The following is a 21,986-nucleotide window of genomic DNA, read 5'->3' as shown; positions in this document are numbered from 1 at the left end:
TGAGCGCGGCTAGGCGGGAATAGCTCAGTTGGTAGAGCGCAACCTTGCCAAGGTTGAGGTCGCGAGTTCGAGCCTCGTTTCCCGCTCCAGCACAATGCCCCGCTACCCAGCCTGGGTGGCGAAATCGGTAGACGCAGCGGACTTAAACTCCGCCGGTTCCTGAAAAGGGCCGTACGGGTTCGAGTCCCGTCCCAGGCACCAGCGGCGCCCGCCGCATTCAGACGGTGCAGCGCTCCAGCGCAAACCCCTCCCAGCCCAGCCCTTCGCGCCCCAATCGCTCCAGCACCGCAGCATCACCCGTGCTGGCCAATCGAATCGGCGCGGGTGCGGAAGTCCTCAGGAGTGCAGGCCACAGCCGTGCTGCCTGCAGCGCCACAGCCTCCTCAATTTGCAGCAATTGCACCCCCGGACCCAGTTCGGCTTGCCAGAGTGCGCGGATGAACGGGTAGTGCGTGCAGCCGAGCAAGGCGGTGTCGACACCGGCCTGCTTGAGCGGCGCGCAGTAGCGCGCCACCAATTCCCGCAAGGCCGGGCTGTCGAGGTCACCTTCTTCGATGTGCTTCACCACCCCCGAGCAGGCGACTGCGGTGATCTGCGCGCCGGCTGCATGGCGTTCGATCAGCGCCTGGAAGCGTGCGCTGTTCACCGTGGCTGTGGTTGCCAGCACACCGACCCGGCCGTTGCGGCTGGCCGCTGCGGCGGGCTTGATGCCGGGTTCGATGCCGACGATGGGCAGATCGGGATGTTGGCGGCGAAGTGCTTCGGCGGCGGCGGCGGTGGCGGTGTTACAGGCCACCACCACCAGGGCGGCGCCCCGATCGCGCAGGTGCTGGGTCAGCGCCAGGCTGCGTTCGGTGATGAACTCGCGGCTGCGCTCACCATAGGGTGCGTTGGCGCTGTCGGCGATGTAGTGCAAGGGCACGCCCGGCAGGGCGTCGCGCAGCGCGGCCAGCACGGTCAGCCCGCCCACGCCGGAATCAAACACTCCCACCGATGCGCTCACATCCTGTCCCTTTGACCCTGCACAAAAAATAGAACGACCGTTCTATTTTCGCCGCAGGTTTGCCCTGAAACCACCCGTTCCCCCTGGGGACGACCCCTAGAATGCCCGCAGTTTTTCCCTTCTGGAGACCGGGATGAAAGTGCTGGTGCCCGTCAAGCGGGTCGTCGATTACAACGTCAAGGTGCGCGTCAAGAGCGACGGTACCGGTGTGGACATCGCCAACGTCAAGATGTCGATGAACCCCTTCGATGAAATCGCCGTCGAAGAGGCCGTGCGTCTGAAGGAAAAGGGCGTCGTCACCGAGATCATCGCCGTCTCCTGCGGCGTCACGCAGTGCCAGGAGACCCTGCGCACCGCCATGGCCATCGGCGCCGACCGCGCCATCCTGGTCGAGACCGACGCCGAACTGCAGCCCCTGGCCGTGGCCAAGCTGCTCAAGGCACTGGTCGACAAGGAGCAGCCACAGCTCGTCATCCTGGGCAAGCAGGCGATTGACGATGACTGCAACCAGACCGGCCAGATGCTGGCCGCCCTGACCGGCATGCCGCAAGGCACCTTCGCCTCCAAGGTCGAGGCGGTGGACGGTGGCGTGAACGTCACGCGCGAGGTGGATGGCGGCCTGGAAACCGTGAAGCTGGCCCTGCCGGCCGTGGTGACCACCGACCTGCGCCTGAACGAGCCGCGCTACGTCACCCTGCCCAACATCATGAAGGCCAAGAAGAAGCCGCTCGACGTCGTCAAGCCGGCCGATCTGGGCGTCGACGTGACCCCGCGCATCAAGACCCTGAAGGTCGCGGAGCCGGCCAAGCGCAGCGCCGGCATCAAGGTGCCCGACGTTGCCACGCTGGTGAGCAAGCTCAAGAACGAAGCCAAGGTGATCTGAAGATGTCCGTCCTCGTCATTGCCGAACACGACCATGGCACCCTGAAGGGTGCGACCCTGAACACCGTCACGGCCGCTGCGGCCTGCGGCGGCGATGTGCACGTGCTGGTGGCTGGCCACAACGCCGCGGCCGCAGCCGCTGCGGCGGCGCAGCTGGCGGGTGTGGCCAAGGTGCTGCATGCCGATGGCGCCTCGCTGGCCGAAGGCCTGGCCGAGAACCTGGCCGCCCAAGTGGTGGCCTTGGCCTCGGGCTACACGCACATCCTGTTTCCGGCCACCGCCAGCGGCAAGAACGCTGCACCGCGCGTGGCGGCCCTGCTGGACGTGGCCCAGATCAGCGACATCACCAAGGTCATCAGCGCCGACACCTTTGAGCGGCCGATCTACGCCGGCAACGCCATCGCCACCGTGCAATCGGTCGATGCCGTGAAGGTCATCACCGTGCGCACGACCGGCTTTGATGCCGCCGCCTCGGGTGGCAGCGCCGCGGTGGAGTCCATCCCCGCCGTAGCCGATTCGGGCAAGAGCAGCTTTGTGGGCCGCGAGCAGACCAAGAGCGACCGCCCCGAGCTGACCGCCGCGAAGATCATCGTTTCCGGTGGCCGCGCCATGGGTTCTAGCGACCAGTTCAACACCGTGCTGACCCCGCTGGCCGACAAGCTGAACGCCGCCCTGGGCGCCAGCCGCGCCGCCGTCGATGCAGGCTATGCCCCGAACGACTGGCAGGTCGGTCAGACCGGCAAGATCGTCGCGCCGCAGCTCTACATCGCCTGCGGCATCAGCGGTGCCATCCAGCATCTGGCGGGCATGAAGGATTCCAAGGTGATCGTGGCGATCAACAAGGATCCGGAAGCGCCGATCTTCAGCGTGGCGGACTACGGCCTCGAAGCCGACCTGTTCACCGCCGTGCCCGAGTTGGTCAACAGCCTGTAAACCGACCCGGCCTGATTCCGAGGCGCCGCCACCAGAGGGTGCCGGCGCCTTTTTCATTCCCGAAAGCCACCCCATGAGCTACACCGCCCCCGTCAAGGACCTGCTGTTCAACATGGCCCATCTGGCCGAGCTGGACAGCCTGACCCAAATCCCCGCCTTTGCCGACGCCGGCCTGGACACCGCGCAGGCGGTGTTGGAAGAGTGCGCCAAGCTGTGCCAGGACGTCATCGCCCCACTGAACCATGCCGGCGACAAGAACCCGAGCAGTTGGGCTGACGGCCAGGTCACCACCACGCCCGGCTTCAAGGAGGCCTTCCGTCAGTACGTGGAAGGGGGCTGGCAGGGCCTGGTGCATCCCACCGAGTTCGGCGGCCAGGGCCTGCCCAAGGTCATCGCCGCGGCCTGCCAGGAGCTGGTGAACAGCGCCAACCTGAGCTTCGCGCTGTGCCCGTTGCTGACCGATGGCGCCATTGAGGCCCTGCTGACGGCCGGCAGCGATGAGCTCAAGACCCGCTACATCCCCAAGATGATCGACGGCAGCTGGACGGGTTCCATGAACCTGACCGAGCCGCAGGCCGGCTCCGACCTGGCCCTGGTGCGCACGCGCGCCGAACCGCAGGGCGACGGCACTTACAAGGTCTTCGGCACCAAGATCTTCATCACCTATGGCGAGCACGACATGGCCGAGAACATCGTCCATCTGGTCTTGGCCCGCGTGCCTGGTGCGCCGGCGGGTGTGAAGGGCATCAGCCTCTTCGTGGTGCCCAAGTTCCTGGTGAACGGCGATGGCTCGCTGGGCGCGCGCAACGACGTGCACTGCGTGTCCATCGAGCACAAGCTGGGCATCAAGGCCAGCCCCACGGCCGTGCTGCAGTTCGGCGACCACGGCGGTGCCGTGGGTTACCTGGTGGGGGAGGAGAACCGGGGCCTGGAGTACATGTTCATCATGATGAACGCGGCCCGCTACGGCGTGGGCGTGCAGGGCCTGGCGCTGAGCGAGCGCGCCTACCAGCAGGCCGTGGCCTACGCGAAGGACCGCGTGCAGAGCCGCCCGGTGGATGGCTCGCAGCCGGGGGCGGCCACCATCATTCACCACCCCGACGTGCGCCGCATGCTGATGACCATGCGCGCCCTGACCGAGGGCTGCCGCGCCATGGCCAGCGTGGCCGCGGCCGCCTACGACCGCACCCATGCGGTGGGCGACAAGCACGCGCAGGCCTTCTACGAGTTCCTGGTGCCGCTGGTGAAGGGCTACAGCACCGAAGCCAGCCATGAGGTCACCTCGCTGGGCGTGCAGATCCATGGTGGCATGGGTTTCATCGAGGAAACCGGTGCGGCCCAGCATTACCGCGACGCCAAGATCCTCACCATCTACGAAGGCACCACCGCCATCCAGGCCAACGACCTGGTGGGCCGCAAGACCCTGCGCGACGGCGGCCAGTACGCCCGCTCCATCGCGGCCCTGGTGGAAGCCACGGAGCTGGAGCTGGCGAATGTGTCGGGAGTGGGCGGCGAGGCCGCACACGCCGTGCGTGCCAACCTCAGCCACGCCCGCCAGGCCTACCTGGCCGTGGTGGACTACATGGCCGAGCAGGGCAAAAGCAACCCCAACGCCGTGTTCGCCGGCTCGGTGCCCTACCTGATGCTGGCTGGCAATCTGGTGGCGGGCTGGCAGCTGGCGCGCAGCCTGCTGGTGGCCGAGAAGGAATTGGCCGCTGGCAAGGACGCAGCCTTCATGCAGGCCAAGATCACCACCGCACGCTTCTACGCCGAGCACATCCTGCCGCGCACCGCTGCGCTGCGCGATGCGGTTCTGAATGGCGCCGGCTCCGCCCTGGCGCTGCCGCTGGAGGCCTTCTGATGGCCTTGCCCCCGATCCTGCAAGGCCTGCGGCTGCCGGTGGTGGCCTCGCCGATGTTCATCGTCTCGGTGCCGGCGCTGGTGATTGCCCAGTGCAAGGCAGGCATCGTCGGCTCCATGCCGGCGCTCAATGCCCGCCCGGCCGAGTTGCTGGACGACTGGCTGGCCGAGATCACCGAAGCCCTGGCCGCGCACGACCGCGCGCATCCGGAAGCCCCAGCGGCGCCGTTCGCCATCAACCAGATCGTGCACAAGAGCAATGACCGGCTGGAACACGACATGGCGGTGTGCGCCAAGTACAAGGTGCCCATCGTCATCACCAGCTTGGGTGCGCGGGAGGACGTCAACGCGGCGGTGCATGGCTGGGGTGGCATCGTGCTGCACGACATCATCAACAACCGCTTCGCCAAGAAGGCGATCGAAAAGGGCGCGGACGGCCTGATCGCCGTGGCCACCGGCGCGGGCGGCCACGCCGGCGTGAAGAACCCGATCCCGCTGATCCAGGAGATCCGCGAGTGGTTCGATGGCCCGCTGCTGCTTTCCGGCGCCATCGGCACCGGTGACGGCATCCTCGCCGCCCAGGCCATGGGCGCTGACCTGGCCTACATCGGCTCGGCCTTCATCGCCACCGAAGAGGCGCGCGCCACGCCCGAGTACAAGGCGGAGATCGTGGGCGGGACGAGTGACGACATCGTCTACACGAACCTGTTCACCGGTGTGCACGGCAATTACCTGCGCGGCTCCATCGAGCGCGCAGGGCTGGATCCGGAGAACCTGCCCGAGAGCGACCCCAGCAAGATGAATTTTGGCGGGGGCGCCGCGGCCAAGGCCTGGAAGGACATCTGGGGCTGCGGCCAGGGCATCGCCCCGGTCAAGGAAGTGCTGCCCACGGCAGCCCTGGTGGACCGGCTGGCGCGCGAGTACCGCGCGGCGCGCGAGCGCTTGAAGCTCTGAGCTTGCTTGCTCTCCAAGAGGCCCTGCGGGGCCTCTTTTCATTGCGGCGGTCAAGCCGCACTTGCCCGTGCTGTTGTGGCTCCGCTGTGAGCAATTGCAAGCGCGCTGGGAAGCGGGTGGAGGCGCTGCTAGCGTGCGCGCCGTCGTCGAAGTCCTGACGGCACCGCACGCTGCGGTGTAGGGCGTGCGGACTCTCGGCCTGAGGGCAGTTCGCACAGGCCTCGATGTGAACCCGCGCCGCTTCCGGCCCACCCTTTGCCTGGCGGCGGCGCTCCCACGAGGAAGATCCGCTTGAAACCCCTGCTTTCCCCTCTGGCGGCCGCGCTTTTGGCCGGCTTCGCCTCGTCCGTGCTGGCCGGCCCCGGCCACTCGTACGCGTCTTCTCCCGAAATGGTGCAACTGCGCGCCGAAGAGCTGCGCCGCACGGCCCAGGTCTTTGAGGTGCACCATCCCCGCGCCGAGATGCGGCGTAAGGCTTCGATCACCTTCCATGCCCAGCTGCTGGAGACGGCGGACGAGCATCTGGTGATGGAGCTCACGACGGCCGAACAGGCCGAGCTGCGCGGCTTCGGCTTCCAGCTCAAGCCGGCCAAGGACTTCATCGCCCGCCGCGACGCGGTGCTGAACGAGCTGCAGCGCCGGGCCGCTGCCGGGCTGGATGCCTCGGTGCAGTCCATCCCCAGCTACAGCTGCTACGAGACGGTGGAGGAGAGCTTTGCCGCCGCCCAGGGCATGGCCACGGCCAAGCCCGCGTTGGCGAGCTGGATCGATGTGGGCGACTCCTGGCAGAAGACGCAGGGCAGCGGCGGCTACGACATCCGCGTGCTCAAGCTCACCAACAGCGCGGTGGCGGCGCCCGCGGGTGGCAAACCCAAGCTCTTCATCAACGCCGCCATCCATGCACGCGAGTACGCCACCGCGCCCTTGGCCCTGGCCTTCGCACGCTGGCTGTTCGACGGCCACGGCGTGGACGCCGATGCCACCTGGATCCTCGACCACCACGAGGTCCACTTCTTGCTGCAGACCAACCCCGACGGCCGCAAAAAGGCCGAAGGGGGCCTGAGCTGGCGCAAGAACGCCAACAACAGCTACTGCGCCAACACGAATACCCGTGGCGCGGACCTGAACCGCAACTTCAGCTACGGCTGGAACACCACCAACGGCCAGGGCAGCAGCGGCAGCGCCTGCAATGAGACCTACCGCGGCCCCAGCGCCGGCAGCGAGCCCGAGACCCAGGCCATCCAGGCCTATGTGCGCTCGATCTTTCCGGACCGCCGCGGTCCCAACAAGAGCGACGCTGCACCCGCCGACACGCCGGGCATCCACCTCGACATCCACAGCTACAGCCGCCTGGTGCTGTGGCCCTGGGGCGATGTGAGCACCCCTGCGCCCAACGGCACGGCGCTGCAGACCCTGGGCCGCAAGTTCGCCTTCCATAACGGCTACACGCCGCAGCAGTCGGTGGGCCTGTACCCCACCGACGGCACCAGCGATGGCGTGAGCTATGGCGAGCTCGGCGTGGCGGCCTACACCTTCGAGCTGGGCACCGCCTTCTTCGAGAGCTGCACCAGCTTCAACAACACCATCAAGCCGGGCAACCTGCCGGCACTGATCTACGCGGCCAAGGTGGTGCGTACGCCCTACATCACGCCGGCCGGGCCTGACATCACCAGCCTGGCGCTGGGGCAGGGCGCCTCCGGCGGCGGGGTGCAGCCGGGCGTGGCGGTCACGCTCACCGCCGCGGCCAGCGATGCGCGCTTCAACAGCAGCAATGGCACCGAGGCCACGCAGGCCATTGCCGCAGCCGAGTACTACATCGACGTGCCGCCCTGGCAGAGCGGCGCCGTGGCCCAGCCCATCCAGGCCGCCGATGGCAGCTTCAACAGCGTGAGCGAGAACCTGACGGCGACCATCCCCACGGGAACCTTGCCGGTGGGCCGCCACACGGTGTTCGTGCGCGCCCGCGATGCCTCGGGGGCCTGGGGCGCCTTCTCGGCCGCCTTCCTGAACATCAGCAATGGCACGCCGGCGCTGGACGCGAACTTCTTCGCTCAGTGCAATGGTCTGAGCTGCAGCTTCGACGCCAGCAGCTCCACCGGCAGCCCGAGCAGCTACCAATGGACCTTCGGGGACGGCGGCAGTGGCAGCGGCGTCAGCATCGGCCGCACCTACGCGGCAGCCGGCACCTACAACGTCACGCTGACGGTGGGCAATGGCAGCAGCACCAACAGCGAGACCAAGGCCGTGGTGGTGACCAACCCCAGCACCATCGTCAACGAGGTGGAGAGCAACAACACCATCGGCACGGCCACGATGGTGTCGCCGCCGCAGGCCATCGTGCCGGGCAGCCTTTCGACCACCAGCGACACCGACTACTTCGCGGTGCCGCTGCCGGCCGGGGCCACGCTGAAGGCCACGCTGACGCCGCCCAGCAGCGGCGTGGACTACGACCTTTACATCGTCAACAGCAGCGGCACCACCCTGGCCAGCAGCACCAAGGGGGCCGGCCAGGTGGACGTGGCCAGCAGTACCAACACCGGCAGCACGCAGGTGACGCGCTATGTACGGGTGCGCTACTACAGCGGCGGCGCGGGCAGCTACTCGCTGAAGATCGAGCGCTGAACGCGGGGCGTCGCCCGGGAAATCCCAGGGCGGCGCTGGCCCCCGGCGGGCTGAGGGGCGGGCATGATGGTCCGCGCCATGGACCTCACGCCCGCCCAAGTCATCGTCTTCGCCACGCCCGTGTTCCTGGGCCTGATCGCGCTGGAGTTCGGCATCGGCTGGGCGCGCGGCCGGCGCGACTACCGCTGGGCGGATGCGATGAACTCCATCGGCCTGGGGATGCTCAGCCAGCTCGTCGGTCTGTTCACCCGCGTCTTCAACCTGGGCATCTACACCTGGGTCTATCAGCACGCGGCGCTGTTCGAGCTGTCGGCGCAGTCCCTCTGGGTCTGGCTGTTCGCCCTGCTCGGCTACGACTTCTGCTACTACTGGCTGCACCGCGGCGGCCACCGTGTGGCGCTGCTGTGGGCCGCCCATTCGGTGCACCACCAGAGCGAGGACTTCAACCTCAGCACCGCGCTGCGCCAGACCAGCAGCGGCTTCCTGTTCGGCTGGATCTTCTACCTGCCGCTGGCGCTGCTGGGCGTGCCGCCGCTGGTTTTTGGCGTGGTGGCGCTGATCGATCTGCTCTACCAGTTCTGGGTGCACACCGAACTGGTGGGCAAACTGGGTTGGTTCGACCGCTGGTTCTGCTCGCCCAGCAACCACCGCGTGCACCACGCCGTGAACCCGCAATACCTGGACAAGAACTACGGCGGCATCCTCATCATTTGGGACCGCCTGTTCGGTACCTTCGCCGAGGAGCAGGAGCGCTGCGTGTACGGTACGGTCAAGCCCCTGCGCAGCTGGGATCCGTTGTGGGCGAACGGGATCGGCTATGTGGAGATCGCCAAGGCCTGGCGGGCTGCGCGGGGCTGGGGCGGCCGGCTGGCCGCGCTGCTGGCGCCGCCGGGCTGGCAGCCGGGTGGGGCCTTGCCTCAGGTGGACTTGCAACGCCCGCGCTTCGACCCGCCGCTGGCCGGTGCGCGGCTGGCGCTGGCCTTGCTGCTCTTCGTGGGGGCCATGGCCGCCACCCTGGCCCTGCTCTGGTGGGCCGCGGGCCTGGCACCGCTGCCGCTGGCGGCCGCCTCGGCCGCGGTGGTGGGCCTGCTGTGGGCTTGCGGCCGGGCCTGCCAGCCGGATTCAGCGCAGCCCGAGCTGGCGGTCGTGCCAGTGCCCCAGCAGCAGCAGCGCGCTGACTGAACCCAGCAGGGCCATGCCCATGTCGGATTGCGTGTCCCAGGGGTCGCCCTGGGTGCCCAGGAATTCATCCGCGCCCTGGCCCAGGCCAACGGCGGCGCCCCACTCGATGAGTTCGTAGCAGGCGCTGATCGCCAGGCAGATGCAGACGACGATGAAGAACAGCATGCGGCGCCCCTGCACATGGGCGCCGCGCAGCAGGATTTCCCGTGCCACCAGGGCCGGCACGAAGCCCTGGGCGAAGTGGCCGATCTTGTCGTAGGGGTTGCGCGCCAGCCCGAACCAATCCTGCAGGGTGAAGCCCAGGGGCACGCGGGCATAGCTGTAGGCGCCGCCCAGCATCAGGATCGCCGCGTGCACGAACAGTGCGCCGTAGAGCAGGCTCGTGAGCGGGTAGCGGCCGTGCGTGGCCATCAGCAGCGGCAGGGCGATCAGCACCGGCGCCACCTCCATGAACCAGGTCAGGCGATCAAACGGGTGCCAGCCGGACCAGGCCAGCAGGGCGATTTGGGCGGCCAGGGCGATCCAGAGGGTGCGGGTGCTGGGGGTGTGCAGGTTCGTCATCGTTGCAGGGGCAGGGGGCTGCTCTTGAGGCGGCGCAGCACGAAGCTGCTCTTGCTGTGGCGGATGCCGGGGATTTTGTAGAGCCGTTCGCGCAGCAGGCGCTCGTAGTCGCGCGTGTTCTCCACGGCGATGCGGATGAAGTAGTCGTAGTCGCCCGAGACCAGATAGGCGTCCAGCACCTCGGGGATCTCGGCCAGCGCGCGGCCGAAGGCGAACAGGGCTTCGTCGGAATGGCTGTCCAGCGTGACCTGAACGATCACCGTGTCGCCCAGGCCGAGCTTCTCGGCATTCAGCTGCACGGTATAGCCCTCGATGACCCCGGCCGCCTCCAGGCGCTTGATGCGCGCCCAGCAGGGCGAGCTGGTCAGGCCCACCGCTTTGCTGAGCTCGTTCAGGCTGATGCGGGCATCGCGCTGCAGCTCGGCGAGGATGGCGCGGTCGAACTTGTCCAGCTGGCTCATGCTGAGTAAGGTTCTGGTAAAAGCAAAGTTTGCTGATTTAACCAGAACACGGCAGAAAAGCAGCAGCACTTTCTGGCCCCGCTTCGGCACAGTGAGCGCATGAACGCACGCCTTGACCCGGCCGAACTGCTGGCCCTTGATGAGCCCGCGCCGCCCAGCGGCGCTGCGCAGCTGATCCGCACCTTGATCGATCTGGGCGTGGACACGGTGTTCGGCTACCCCGGCGGCGCCGTGCTGCCGCTCTACGACGCCCTGCATGCCGAGCCGCGCCTGCGCCATGTGCTGGTGCGCCACGAGCAGGCCGCCGTGCATGCCGCCGAAGGCTATGCGCGCAGCACCGGGCGCATCGGCGTGGTCTTCGTCACCTCGGGGCCGGGCGTGGCCAACACGGTGTCGGGGCTGCTGGATGCGTTCTCCGATTCCATCCCGCTGCTGTGCATCAGCGGCCAGGTCAGGCGCGAGGCAATCGGCACCCAGGCCTTCCAGGAATGCGATGCCCTGGCCATCACAAGCTCGGTGACGAAATGGAACGTGCAGGTGCGCGCGGCTGATGAGATCGACGCCACCGTGCGCCGCGCAGTGGCGCTGGCGCAGCAGGGCCGGCCCGGGCCGGTGCTGATCGATCTGCCGAAGGATGTGCAGGCCGAGCCCGTGCGCGCCGCCGCCTTTGCGCGCCCGGCGCCGGCTGTGCCGGTGGCGCCCAAGGCCAGCCTGCGTGCGCGGGCCGAATTGGCCGCGCTGGCCCTGGCGGCCGCGCGCCGGCCGGTGTTCTACGGCGGTGGCGGCCTGGTGAATGCGGGGGAGGGCGCCTGCGCCGCCTTCACCGAGCTGGTGCGCCGCACCGGTGCCCCCTGCACGCTCACGCTGATGGGCCTGGGCGCGCTGCCGGCCAGCCAGCCGCAATGGCTGGGCATGCTGGGCATGCACGGCACGTTTGAGGCCAACCTCGCCATGCACGAGGCGGATCTGATCGTGGCTGTGGGCGCGCGCTTCGACGACCGCGTGACCAGCCGGCTGCAAGACTTCTGTCCGCATGCCAGCTTCATCCAACTGGACATCGACCCGGCGCAGATCGGCCGCGTGGTGCAGCCGCGCCTGGCCCTGGTGGGCGACTGCGGCGAGAGCCTGCAGGCGATCTTGGACGCCTGGGGCGAGCGGCCGGCGCCCGATCTGGCGGACTGGTGGGCGCAGATCGAGGCCTGGCGCGCGCGCCGCTCCCTGGCCTACCGCGATGACCCCGCGCACATCGTGCCGCAGGCCCTGTTGCAGGCACTGGACCGCCAGCTGCAGGGGCGCGATGCCATCGTGAGCACGGATGTCGGCCAGCACCAGATGTGGGCCGCGCAATACCTGGGCTTCGAGCGGCCGCGCCGCTTCCTGACCAGCGGCGGCGCCGGCACCATGGGCTACGGGCTGCCGGCGGCCATTGGCGCGCAGATCGCCCATCCGGGCCGCACGGTGGTCTGCGTCAGCGGCGATGCCTCGGTGCTGATGAACTTGCAGGAGCTGGCCACGGCGGTGCAGCATCGCGCGCCCGTCAAGCTGGTGCTGGTGAACAACGGCCGCATGGGCATGGTGCGGCAGTGGCAGCAGCTGCACTACGAGGGGCGCTACAGCCACAGCTACACCGAGGCCCTGCCGGACTTCGTGCAGGTGGCGCGCGGCTTTTGCTGGCAGGCCCGCCGAGTGACGGCGCGCGCCGAGCTGGACGACGCGTTGGCCGAATGCCTGGCCAGCGAGCAGCCCTTCTTCCTGGATGCGGTGGTGCAGGCCGAAGAGAACTGCTACCCCATGATCCCGGCGGGCGCCGGCCATCACGAAATGCTGCTGGCACCGGCTTGAACTCGGGGCCGCGCGCCCCATCTGCAAAGCCTTGCTGCTGCGGATCGCGTCATGGCCCTTGTGTTTGTGCTGCTGCTGGGCCTGGCCCTGATCGCCTGGTGGCTGGCTGAGCCCTGGCTGCGTTCGCTGCGCCGTGCGCGCCTGCGCAGCCAGCCCTTTCCGGCCGCCTGGCGGCGCATCCTGCGCCGGCGCGTGCCCCAGGTCGCTAGCCTGCCGCCCGATCTGCAGCTGCGCCTCAAGGGCCTGATCCAGGTCTTCCTGGCCGAGAAGCCCATCATCGGCTGCGGTGGCCTGACAGTGACGGATGAGATGCGCGTCACCATCGCCGCCCAGGCCTGCTTGCCGCTGCTGGGCGCCACGCGCGGGTACTACCCGGCGCTGCGCCAGGTGCTGCTCTACCCCGGTGCCTTCGTCGTCAATCGGGCCGTCAACGCCCCCGGCGGCGTGGTGCAGGACCAGCGCCGCGCCTTGGCCGGCGAGAGCTGGGTGCAGGGCCAGGTGCTACTGAGCTGGGAGGATGTGCGCGCCGGTGCGGCCGATCCACGCGACGGCCAGAACGTCGTCATCCACGAGTTCGCGCACCAGCTCGACCAGGTCAAGGGCCATGCCAATGGCGCGCCGCCGCTGGCCACTGCGCAGGCCCAGGCGGTGTGGAGCCGCGTGATGCAGAACGAGTTCGACGCCCTGCAAACCCGAGTGGCCTGGGGCGAGCCGGGCCTGCTGGGCAGCTACGCGGCCACCGACCCGGCCGAGTTCTTTGCCGTGCTCAGTGAGCTCTTCTTCGAGCAGCCGCGCGAGCTGCGCGCCCAGCACCCGGTGCTGTACGCCGAGCTGGCGGCCTTCTACCGGCTGGAGCCGGCACGGTGGTGCTGAATCAAGCCCGGCAGACGCGGCCGCGGCCGCTGCGCTTGGCTTCGTAGAGCGCCGCATCGGCGCGGCGCAGCAGGCCCTCGGGCGCTTGCTCCGCCTGGGCCCGTTCGCTGGCGCTGCCGATGCTCAGGCTCAGGTAGGCGCCGGTGCTGCTGTCCGTGTGCGGGATCTTGAGCGCCTGCACCGCCTCCAGGCAGGCCTGGGCGAGTGCGGCGGCAGCGTCGTCGTCGGTCTGCGGCAGCAGCAGCACGAACTCCTCGCCGCCATAGCGGGCCACCAGATCGCCCGCGCGCGCGGCCACCTGGCTCAACGCCTGGGCCACGGCCTGGATGCAGCGGTCGCCCTCCTGGTGGCCGTAGCGGTCGTTGAACTGCTTGAAGTGGTCGATGTCCACCATCAGCAGCGCCAGCGGCTGGCCCTGGCGCTGGCTGCGGCGCCACTCCAGCGTCAGGCGCTCGTCGAAGGCGCGGCGGTTGGCGATGCCCGTCAGGCCGTCCTTCATCGTCATCTGGCGCAGCTCTTCGGTGCGCTGCGCCACCTTGGCCTCCAGGCTCTCGTACAGGCGGGCGTTGACGAGCGCAATGGCGGCCTGGCCGGCCAGGGTCTCCAGCGTTCGCTGCTGGCGCGGCGTGAAGGCGTCGCTGAGCAGGCGGTTCTCCAGGTAGACCAGGGCCACCAAGCGGCCCTGCGCCAGCACCGGCAGGCAGAGCACTGAACGCGGCTGCTGCGCTTGCAGGTAGGGGCTGCGCGCGAAGCGCTCGTCCTGGTCCGGCTGGTTCAGCACCAGGGTGCAGCGTGTGAGCTGCACGTACTCGATCAGTGGCACCGGCAGCCGCTCCTCTGCCTGGGCCAGCGGCAGGGCCAGGCGTTGCGACACCTCGACGCGCCCCTCACTCAGCGTGCCCTGGATTTCGAGCTGCAGGCGTTCGTCGTCATAGCTGACGATGGCGCCGTTCTCGGCCCCGGCGTTTTCCAGCAGCAGCCCGAGCATGGTCTCGAGCAAACGGTCCAGATGGATCTGCTGCGCCAGCGCCTGGCTGGCCTTGAGCAGCGAAGCAAGGTCGAGTGCGCCGCTGGCCTCGCTGACCGTGCTGCGCAGCACGCTGCTGACCAGGGACTCGCGCCGCTGCACGATGCGGAAGGACACCTGCTGCCACTCGGCCTCGAGCTGGCGGCACTTCAGCAGTGCGCCCCAGCGCCGGTAGTGGTAGTAGGCCTCGCGGATGAAATTGGCCGCCAGCTGCTTTTGCCCCAGCGCCAGCCAGAAGCGCGCGTAGAGCTCGTTGGCCAGGCCCTCGTCCACCGTGAACTCGGCCTGGCCTGCCGCGGCGATGGCCTGCGCGTACAGGTTCATGGCGGCGCGCTCGTCGCCCTGCACACGGGCCAACTCGGCGGCGATCAGGCGCTCGCGGTGGCGGAAGTTGCTCTCGCAGCCCTGGGCCCAGGTGTCGAAGCGCTGCGCATGCTCCTGCGCACGGGCCAGCGCGCCGTCCTGCGGCTCCGCAAAGCCTTCGCGCAGCAGGCCCAGCGCCTCGTAGAAACAGGCCTCCACATAGGTCGGGCTGTCGGGCAGCACGGTGCCGATCATGGGCACATTGGGGGCGTGGCGGCGCCAGGGCTCGCCAGCACCGAAAAGGTAGGCGTGGCGCAGCCAGGCGGCGCTGTAGAAGGCCAGCGGGATGCCTGGCGTGCGTTCATCACCCTTGAAGTAGGCGCTCGGGCTGAATTCGGGGCTGTCGAAGCTCAGTGGCTCCACGCTGCGACCACGCAGCGCGCGCAGCGGCTGCAGCACGCCGTTGCGCAGCATGGCCTCGGTACTGGGCTGCAGGCTGCGTTGCAGCACGCGCAGCGCGCGCTCGGCCTCGAGCTCCAGCTCGTCCAGCGGCACGCCGTAGATGAAGCGGTTCACCGCACGCAGCAGCACGCAGTAACCAGTGGAGAGCGGGTTCATGCCGCTCAGGCCCAGTTCGATGGCGCGATCCAGCAGCGGCACGCTGGCCTGCAGCGGCTCGCCCCAGTGTTGGTAGAAGGGCGCGAAGTACTGGTACACGGTGATGCGGTAGTGGCGGTCCGGCCGCGCCTCCGCCAGGCGCAGCGCCGTGCGGCCCATCGCGTACACATCCGGGTAGGGCAGCTTCATCGCCGCCATGGCGGTGGTGTAGGCCACGCAGGCCACCGAACCCAGATCGCACAGCCCGTGCTGCAGGCTGGTGCGCACCATGCGGCAGGTGTCCACCAAAAAGGTGCCAAACCAGCCGCATTGGTAGCTGGCGTGTGTCAGGCCCAGGTACAGGCGCATCTCCATCCGGCGGCCTGCGTCCGTCATCTCAGGCAGGGTCAGCCAGTCGCGCTCGCCATGCTCGGCCAGGCGGGCCTGCGTCTCGGCGAACTCGGCCGGGAAGGCCGTCATCGCCTGCGCCTCGTCGTCCGGAAAGGGCCGGCCCACCAGCGCCAGGCCGGTGCGCAGCACCGGCACGGCTTCCTGAAAGCGGCCCTGGAGGTTGAGTTGGTCGGCCTGCACCAGGCAGATCTCGGCCCGCAGCACCGGGTCCTTGCAGTGGGCGTGCACCAGCGGGTACAGGGCCTCGGCGGCCTCGAAGCGCCCGGCCAAGTACTCGGCCTCGGCTAACTCCCTGTGGATGTGCTGGGTGCTGGCCGGGTCACGCTGCCAGGCGTCGGGTGGCAGCAGCCGCAGCGCCAGGCGCAGGAACTGTGCGGCCGCGGCATAGGCGGAGGAGGCCTTGGCGCGCAGGCCGGCCTGCTGGTTCAGCGCGCCCAGCTGTTCGCGTTCGAGCGGGTCGGTGATGTCCGCCAGCCCCTGGTTCAGGCACTCCAGCACGACGAAGAGGCGGTCTTTCAGCTCTGCCTCGCCACAGCCTTGCAGCAGCCGGCGGCCGCAATCCAGCTGCAGCGTGCGGCGCTCGGCCTCGGGCGTCAGGGCGTGCGCGGCCTGCTGCACGCGGTCGTGCAGGAAGCGGTAGCGGGCGCGCATCAGCAGCTCGGGGCTGTCCTCGAACTTGTAGAGCTCGCCCAGGGGCTGCACCAGGCCGGCGGCCAGCGCGGGCCAAAGCCGGCGCGCGCTGGCGCGCGCGTCCTGCCCGCATAGCTGCATCAGCTCGCGCAGGCTGAAGCCCTCGCCCAGGTGGGCCGCCTGGGCCAGCAGGCGCTGGGTGTCGGGCGGCAGGCCGCGCAGCCGGGTCAGCATCAGCTCCACCACATTGGCGGTTTCGGTGCGGCCGCGGATGCGCTCCAGCTGCCAGCGCCAGGTGCCGGCGGCGCGCTCGTAGCGCAGGTCGCCGAGCTCGTACAGGCGGCGCAGGAACTGGCTCAGGAAGAAGGGGTTGCCCGCCGTCTTGGCATGGCAGAGCTCGGCCAGCGGCATCAGCAGCGCGGGCGGGCAGTGCAGGGTGTCGCCGAGCAGCTCGGCCACTTCGGGCAGGGCCAGCGGCGCCAGCTGCAATTGCGCCACCGGGCGCCGTCGCTCCAGCAGATCCAGCAGCTCCTGCAGCGGGTGGGTGGGGCCGACCTCGTTGTCGCGGTAGGCGCCGACGATCAGCAGGCAGACGCTCTGACCCTCGTCCTCGTTCAGCAGCTGCTCCAGCAGACGCAGGCTCGGGCGGTCGGCCCATTGCAGGTCGTCCAGGAACAGCAGCACCGGATGGGCGCGCGCCGCCAGGCTGCGCACGAAGCGGCCGAAGGCGATGTGAAAGCGCGCCTCGTTCTCGGCCGGCGGCAGGGCCGGCAGGGGCGGTGGTGCGCCAATGAGCAGGCGCAGTTGCGGCACGATTTCGACCACGGCCCCGGCCTGCTCGCCCAACGCCTGGGCCAGTTGCTCGCGCCAGTAGGCGCGGCGCTCCGGGCCTTCGAGGGCCAGCTGCTCCATCAGTGGCTGGAAGGCCTGCACCAGGGCGGCATAGGGTTGGTCGCGGCTGTACTGGTCGCATTTGCCGCGCAGGAAATAACCGCGCTGCGCCAGCACCGGGCGGTGCAGTTCGGCCACCAGAGCCGTCTTGCCCACGCCCGAGGGGCCGCTGACGAGCAGCAGCCCCGCCTGGCCCCCCTGCACCTGCTCGAAGGCGACCAGGATGCGCTGCGTTTCGGCGGAGCGCCCGATCAGGCGCTGCGCCACGCTGAAGCGCTCGGGCACATCCTGGCTGGCCAGCGTGAACGGTTCGATGCGGCCCTGCACGCGCAGGCGCTCGGCGCACTGCTCCAGGTCCATGCGCAGGCCGTAGCTGCTCTGGTAGCGCTCGTCGGGATTCTTGGCCAGCAGCTTGTGCACGATGGCGGCCAGCGCCTCCGGCACCTGCGGGTTCAGCTCGTGCAGCGGCCGCGGGGCCAGCGCGATCTGCGCGTGCAGCAGGGCGAGCGGGTCGCTGGCCTGGAAGGGCCGCTGGCCGCCGAACAGCTCGTAGAGAGTGATGCCGAGCGAGTAGAAGTCGCTTCGGTAATCGACCGCCAGATTGGTGCGCCCGGTCTGCTCGGGCGACAGGTACTCCAGCGTGCCGCGCGGCCCCCCTTCGCTGCTGCGCCGGGTCTCGCTGTCCAGCCGTGTGGCCAGCCCGAAGTCGCACAGCTTCAGGCGCAGCTGCACCAGATCGACCAGCACGTTCTTGGGGGCGATGTCGCCGTGGATCAGCCGCGCCTGGTGCACGGCGCTGACGGCGTGGCAGAGCTGGATCGCGAGGCTCAGGCTTTCCGACAGGTCGAGCAGCCGGCGCTCGATCAGCTGGGCGAGGTTGTGCGGGCCGAAGTCTTCCAGCACCAGCACCAGGCTGCGTTGTGCGGGCCGCAGCTCACGGGCGCGCACCACCCACTCCGAGTCGAGCTCGCGCAGCAGCGCGTACTCATGGCGCCAGCGCGCCAACTGCTCGGGGGCGGGCTGATCGCTGTCCAGCACTTTGAGCACGACCCGCTGGCCTTGCGCATCCAGTGCCGTGGTGACCACCGTGTCGCCATGCGAATGGATCACATCCTGGAGCGTGAAGCCGGCGATTTGCATGGCGCAGGAACAAGCGGCAAAGCTGGGGGACTGGCAACGGGCCAGCATACGCCGCCCGCTTGCGCGCGGTGCACCGGATATCCGCCGGGGTCTGCTGCAGCCGCTGGGCGCGGCGCGCCGGCCTGGCGCGATGTGGACAACTTTGTGCGCAACCTGCTGATGCCCGCCCTAAGTGCTTGATTCTTGGCACTTGCGGAGATCGCTCCAGGGCTGCCGCTTGGATGACAAACTCAATCCAATCAATAACTTAGTTGAATATGACGCTTCCATGGCGCAAGCGCCGACGGTTGCTTGCCGCAATCGCATTTCTGGGGACAAGTCAATCCCTTTTGAACTCTAGGGCGGCGGGGCAGACCTTCTTGTGTGCCGGCGATCGCACCAAAAACTCATCCATCGCTTCATGCATTCCGCCTAAGTGCTTGATTCGTCTTGGCCGCTTCGGCTATTCACCGAACTTGTGGATAACTTTGTGGGCAACCCCATCCGGCCGGCCCCAAAGCCTTGCAGCGACGCGCTTTCTCTTGCCTTGCCTGATTTTTGCGCACCCCACTTCTCTCTATACGAATCAAGCACTTGGCGCATATGTTGCAACTTGTTCCGGCGCCATGGCTGCTGCGGCGCAGCAGCCGATCCCCCGAGCCCCGACGGGTGCCGATTGGGGGTAACTTGGCGGTGGCTGCGGGAAAGTCCGGTGGCCGGCGGCGCCGGACCTCGTTGTTGCCGGGCCGAGCCGGGTGGCGCGGCCTCCTAGAATCCGCGGCTTTGCGCCCCGGCCCTCCGCGGGCCCTCTCCGAACCCCGCGCCGCGCATGTCCGCCCCTCGCATCGAGCTCAAGTCCACCCAGCTGGCCGCCCTGCAACTGCCCCTGCGCACCCGATCGGTGGATGAGCTGGCGGTGCAGCTGCGTGCCCAGTGGGCCGATGTGGCCGGCGCCTTCGACGGCGAGGCCTTGTGCCTGGACCTGAGCGACTTGCCCGCTGGCCCTGGGCTGGACTGGACCGCGCTGCTGCAGCTGCTGCGCGGCTGGAACCTGCGTCCGGTAGCGCTCAGCGGCCACGCCGCGCTGGCCGAGGAAGACCGCGCCCAAGCGCTGGCCCTGGGCCTGGCGCTGAGCGAGGCCATGCTGGGGGCCCCCGCCGCAACGGCACCTGCCCCCGTGGCAGCCGCGCCGGAGCCGGCCCCCTTACCTGCGGCCCCGGCCGCCGCGGCTCCCACGCTGGTCATCGACCGCCCGCTGCGCAGCGGCCAGCAGGTGTACGCGCGCGGCGCCGACCTGATCGTGCTCGGTCTCGTCAGCCATGGCGCCGAGGTGATTGCCGACGGCCACATCCATGTGTACGGCGCGCTGCGTGGCAAGGCCATTGCCGGCGCGCGCGGCTTTGCCGAGGCGCGCATCTTTGCGCACAGCCTGGAGGCCGAGCTGCTCTCCATCGCCGGCACCTTCCGCACCTCTGAAAAAGGCCTGCCCCCCGAGGTGCAGGCCAAGCCCGCCCAGGTGCGCCTGGAAGGCGACAAGCTGGTGATGGAAGCCCTGAAGTTTTGATTGAAGCAACGGAAAGACCGAAACGCATGACCAAGATCGTTGTCGTGACCTCTGGCAAGGGCGGCGTGGGCAAGACCACGACCAGCGCCAGCTTTGCCACCGGCCTGGCCCTGCGCGGCAAGAAGACCGCCGTGATCGACTTCGACGTCGGCCTGCGCAATCTGGACCTGATCCTCGGCGTCGAACGCCGCGTGGTCTATGACTTCATCAACGTCATCCAGGACGGCGTGAAGCTCAGCCAGGCGCTGATCAAGGACAAGCAGCACGAGAACCTCTACATCCTGGCCGCCAGCCAGACGCGCGACAAGGACGCGCTGACGCAGGACGGCGTCAAGCGCGTGCTCGACGAGCTGGCCGAGATGGGCTTCGACTACATCGTCTGCGACTCGCCCGCTGGCATCGAAACCGGTGCGCTGATGGCCATGCATTACGCCGACGAAGCGCTGATCGTCACCAACCCTGAGGTCAGCTCGGTGCGCGATTCGGATCGCATCCTGGGCATGCTCTCCAGCAAGACCCAGCGCGCCATCGACGGCCGCGAACCGATCAAGGAACACCTGCTGATCACCCGCTACAACCCGAGCCGGGTCGAGGGTGGCCAGATGCTGAGCCTGGACGACATCCACGAGATCCTGCGCACCCCGCTGATCGGCGTGATCCCCGAGAGCGAGGCCGTGCTGCAGGCCTCCAACCAGGGCGTGCCGGCCATCCTGATGAAGGGCACGAACGTGGCCGAGGCCTACCTCGACGTCGTCGACCGCTTCCTGGGCGAGAACAAGCCGATGCGCTTTGTCGAGGCCGAGAAGCAAGGTTTCTTCAAGCGCCTGTTCAGCCGCTAAGCCCAAGGAGCAGTTTCACCATGGGCTTTATGTCCTTTTTCATCGGCGAGAAGAAGCAGACCGCTTCGGTCGCCAAAGAGCGCCTGCAACTCATCCTGGCGCACGAGCGCAGCGGCCGCAACGTCGCCACGCCCGACTACCTGCCGCAGCTCAAGGCCGAGCTGGTGGCAGTGATCTCCAAGTACATGAAGATCGACCCGAACGATGTGTTGGTGGAGCGCGAGCACCAGGACAACATCGAGGTGCTGTCGGTCAAGATCGAGCTGCCGGACGCCAAATAAAGGCCAAGTAAAGCCCCTGCCTGAATTTGTGGCAGTTTGATGAATCCATTGCGCCGACAGGCACTTAGCACCATGCCCCAGGCGCAATTCACGGACTTGTCCACAGTTGTCGTGGACAGTGTCTCGACACCGCAGATCCTGCTGGCTCCGATGGAGGGCCTGCTCGATCACCTGCTGCGCGAGGAGCTTTCCGCGGTGGGGGGCGTGGACCGCGCCGTCAGCGAGTTCATCCGCATCACCGACCAGCTGCTGCCGCGCCGCGTGTTCACGCGCATCGTGCCCGAGCTGCTGGCGGGCGGCCGCACCCAGGCCGGCACGCCGGTGCGTCCGCAGCTCCTGGGCTCGGACCCGGTGGTTCTCGCCGACAACGCCGCCCGCCTGGCCGAGCTGAACCCGCCCGGCATCGACCTGAACTTCGGCTGCCCGGCCAAATGCGTGAACCGGCACCGCGGCGGCGCCGTGCTGCTTGACGAGCCCGAGTTGCTGCACCAGATCGTGCGCGCCGTGCGCGCCGCGGTGCCGGCCCAGATCCCCGTCAGCGCCAAGATGCGCCTGGGCAATGAAGACGCGGCTCGCATGCTCGATTGCGCCCGTGCGCTCGAAGCCGGCGGTGCGGCCGAGCTGGTGGTGCACGCGCGCACCAAGCGCCAGGGCTACAAGCCGCCGGCCTACTGGGCCGAGATCGGCGCCATCCGCGCCGCCGTGGCCCTGCCCATCGTGGCCAATGGCGAGATCTGGACCGTGCAGGACGCCCTGCGTGCCCGCGCGGAAAGCGGTTGCCAGGACCTGATGCTGGGCCGCGGCGCCGTGGCCGACCCTGTGTTGCCCCTGGCCCTGCGTGCGCACGACCTGGGCCTTGCCGCTCCCACCCGCGCCTGGCCGCTGCTGGCCCCTTCGCTCCTGAGTTACTGGGCGCGCGTCAAGGCGCGCGTGGGGGCCAAGCACCAGGCCGGCCGCCTCAAGCAATGGCTGCATTACCTGCGCCGCACGCACCCCGAGGCTGAAGCGCTCTATAACCAGATCCGCACCCTGCAGCAGCCGGCCGAGTTCGAAGCGGCGCTGCGCGCTGCCCTGCCGCCGCCCCCCCTGCCGCAATTTGCAGCAGACCGAGTCCCTGCTTGTCCAGACAAGCACTTAGCGCGCTCCCCCAG

At 68.7% G+C, this 21,986-nt stretch carries 16 protein-coding genes and 2 tRNA genes; 14 read left to right on the top strand and 4 right to left on the bottom strand.

Translation table 11 applies throughout. From position 1 onward, the window contains the following. The first annotated feature begins 13 nt into the window (after window positions 1-13). Together ACE3QP_RS03105 and ACE3QP_RS03100 are read left to right on the top strand one after the other, a co-directional pair. Window positions 14-89 (top strand) — tRNA-Gly (locus ACE3QP_RS03105). Between the two features lie 20 nt (window positions 90-109). Then, window positions 110-201, top strand: a tRNA-Leu gene (locus tag ACE3QP_RS03100). 16 nt (window positions 202-217) lie between these two features. On the opposite strand, the gene murI is transcribed toward ACE3QP_RS03100, so the two are convergent. Beyond that, window positions 218-991, bottom strand: a complete 774-nt coding sequence (gene murI / locus ACE3QP_RS03095) for a glutamate racemase (RefSeq protein ID WP_374433476.1) — start codon at window positions 989-991, stop codon at window positions 218-220. Between the two features lie 145 nt (window positions 992-1,136). On the opposite strand from murI, the gene ACE3QP_RS03090 reads away from it, so the two are divergent. The 6 genes from ACE3QP_RS03090 to ACE3QP_RS03065 all read left to right on the top strand — a co-directional run bounded on the left by ACE3QP_RS03090 (window position 1,137) and on the right by ACE3QP_RS03065 (window position 9,436). Beyond that, on the top strand, window positions 1,137-1,886 hold the full coding sequence (locus ACE3QP_RS03090; RefSeq protein ID WP_374433475.1) for an electron transfer flavoprotein subunit beta/FixA family protein: 750 nt from the start codon (window positions 1,137-1,139) through the stop codon (window positions 1,884-1,886). Window positions 1,887-1,888: 2 nt separating this feature from the next. Next, window positions 1,889-2,818: an electron transfer flavoprotein subunit alpha/FixB family protein gene (locus tag ACE3QP_RS03085; RefSeq protein ID WP_374433474.1), complete on the top strand. Its 930-nt coding sequence runs from the start codon at window positions 1,889-1,891 to the stop codon at window positions 2,816-2,818. 73 nt (window positions 2,819-2,891) lie between these two features. Then, entirely contained in the window at window positions 2,892-4,679 is a 1,788-nt protein-coding gene (locus ACE3QP_RS03080) for an acyl-CoA dehydrogenase (protein WP_374433472.1), read from the top strand. Beyond that, window positions 4,676-5,632, top strand: a complete 957-nt coding sequence (locus ACE3QP_RS03075) for an NAD(P)H-dependent flavin oxidoreductase (protein WP_374433695.1) — start codon at window positions 4,676-4,678, stop codon at window positions 5,630-5,632. The genes ACE3QP_RS03080 and ACE3QP_RS03075 overlap by 4 nt, the downstream gene beginning before the upstream one ends. 291 nt (window positions 5,633-5,923) lie before the next feature. Beyond that, complete coding sequence (locus ACE3QP_RS03070; RefSeq protein ID WP_374433470.1) at window positions 5,924-8,254, top strand: M14 family zinc carboxypeptidase; 2,331 nt, start codon at window positions 5,924-5,926, stop codon at window positions 8,252-8,254. A 63-nt stretch (window positions 8,255-8,317) separates the two neighbouring features. Continuing rightward, on the top strand, window positions 8,318-9,436 hold the full coding sequence (locus ACE3QP_RS03065; RefSeq protein WP_374433468.1) for a sterol desaturase family protein: 1,119 nt from the start codon (window positions 8,318-8,320) through the stop codon (window positions 9,434-9,436). Here ACE3QP_RS03065 and ACE3QP_RS03060 read toward each other — a convergent pair. Together ACE3QP_RS03060 and ACE3QP_RS03055 are read right to left on the bottom strand one after the other, a co-directional pair. Beyond that, on the bottom strand, window positions 9,377-9,997 hold the full coding sequence (locus ACE3QP_RS03060; protein ID WP_374433465.1) for a DUF2238 domain-containing protein: 621 nt from the start codon (window positions 9,995-9,997) through the stop codon (window positions 9,377-9,379). The genes ACE3QP_RS03065 and ACE3QP_RS03060 overlap by 60 nt on opposite strands. Then, window positions 9,994-10,458, bottom strand: a complete 465-nt coding sequence (locus ACE3QP_RS03055; RefSeq protein WP_198111575.1) for an Lrp/AsnC family transcriptional regulator — start codon at window positions 10,456-10,458, stop codon at window positions 9,994-9,996. The genes ACE3QP_RS03060 and ACE3QP_RS03055 overlap by 4 nt, the downstream gene beginning before the upstream one ends. Before the next feature lie 99 nt (window positions 10,459-10,557). On the opposite strand from ACE3QP_RS03055, the gene ilvB reads away from it, so the two are divergent. Then, window positions 10,558-12,300 (top strand): biosynthetic-type acetolactate synthase large subunit, encoded by a 1,743-nt coding sequence (gene ilvB / locus ACE3QP_RS03050; protein ID WP_374433463.1) that lies wholly within the window; start codon window positions 10,558-10,560, stop codon window positions 12,298-12,300. Window positions 12,301-12,351: 51 nt separating this feature from the next. Continuing rightward, entirely contained in the window at window positions 12,352-13,173 is an 822-nt protein-coding gene (locus ACE3QP_RS03045) for a zinc-dependent peptidase (protein WP_374433461.1), read from the top strand. Between the two features lies 1 nt (window position 13,174). Here ACE3QP_RS03045 and ACE3QP_RS03040 read toward each other — a convergent pair whose 3' ends face one another. Then, a complete protein-coding gene (locus ACE3QP_RS03040; protein WP_374433459.1) occupies window positions 13,175-18,172 on the bottom strand; it encodes a diguanylate cyclase domain-containing protein in 4,998 nt (1,665 codons plus the stop codon). Between the two features lie 808 nt (window positions 18,173-18,980). Between ACE3QP_RS03040 and minC the strand changes: the two genes are divergently transcribed. The 4 genes from minC to ACE3QP_RS03020 form a co-directional block, all read left to right on the top strand. Then, entirely contained in the window at window positions 18,981-19,715 is a 735-nt protein-coding gene (minC, locus tag ACE3QP_RS03035; RefSeq protein ID WP_374433457.1) for a septum site-determining protein MinC, read from the top strand. Window positions 19,716-19,741: 26 nt separating this feature from the next. After that, complete coding sequence (minD, locus tag ACE3QP_RS03030) at window positions 19,742-20,554, top strand: septum site-determining protein MinD (RefSeq protein ID WP_374433456.1); 813 nt, start codon at window positions 19,742-19,744, stop codon at window positions 20,552-20,554. A 20-nt stretch (window positions 20,555-20,574) separates the two neighbouring features. Beyond that, window positions 20,575-20,835 (top strand): cell division topological specificity factor MinE, encoded by a 261-nt coding sequence (gene minE, locus ACE3QP_RS03025; protein ID WP_374433454.1) that lies wholly within the window; start codon window positions 20,575-20,577, stop codon window positions 20,833-20,835. Window positions 20,836-20,985: 150 nt separating this feature from the next. Further along, a partial coding sequence (locus tag ACE3QP_RS03020) for a tRNA dihydrouridine synthase (protein WP_374433693.1) occupies window positions 20,986-21,986 on the top strand: 1,001 nt, incomplete at its 3' end.

The sequence above is a fragment of the Inhella sp. genome, assembly GCF_041912635.1.
Taxonomy (GTDB): Bacteria; Pseudomonadota; Gammaproteobacteria; order Burkholderiales; family Burkholderiaceae_C; genus Inhella.
This window is presented reverse-complemented; position numbering and strand designations above follow the sequence as displayed.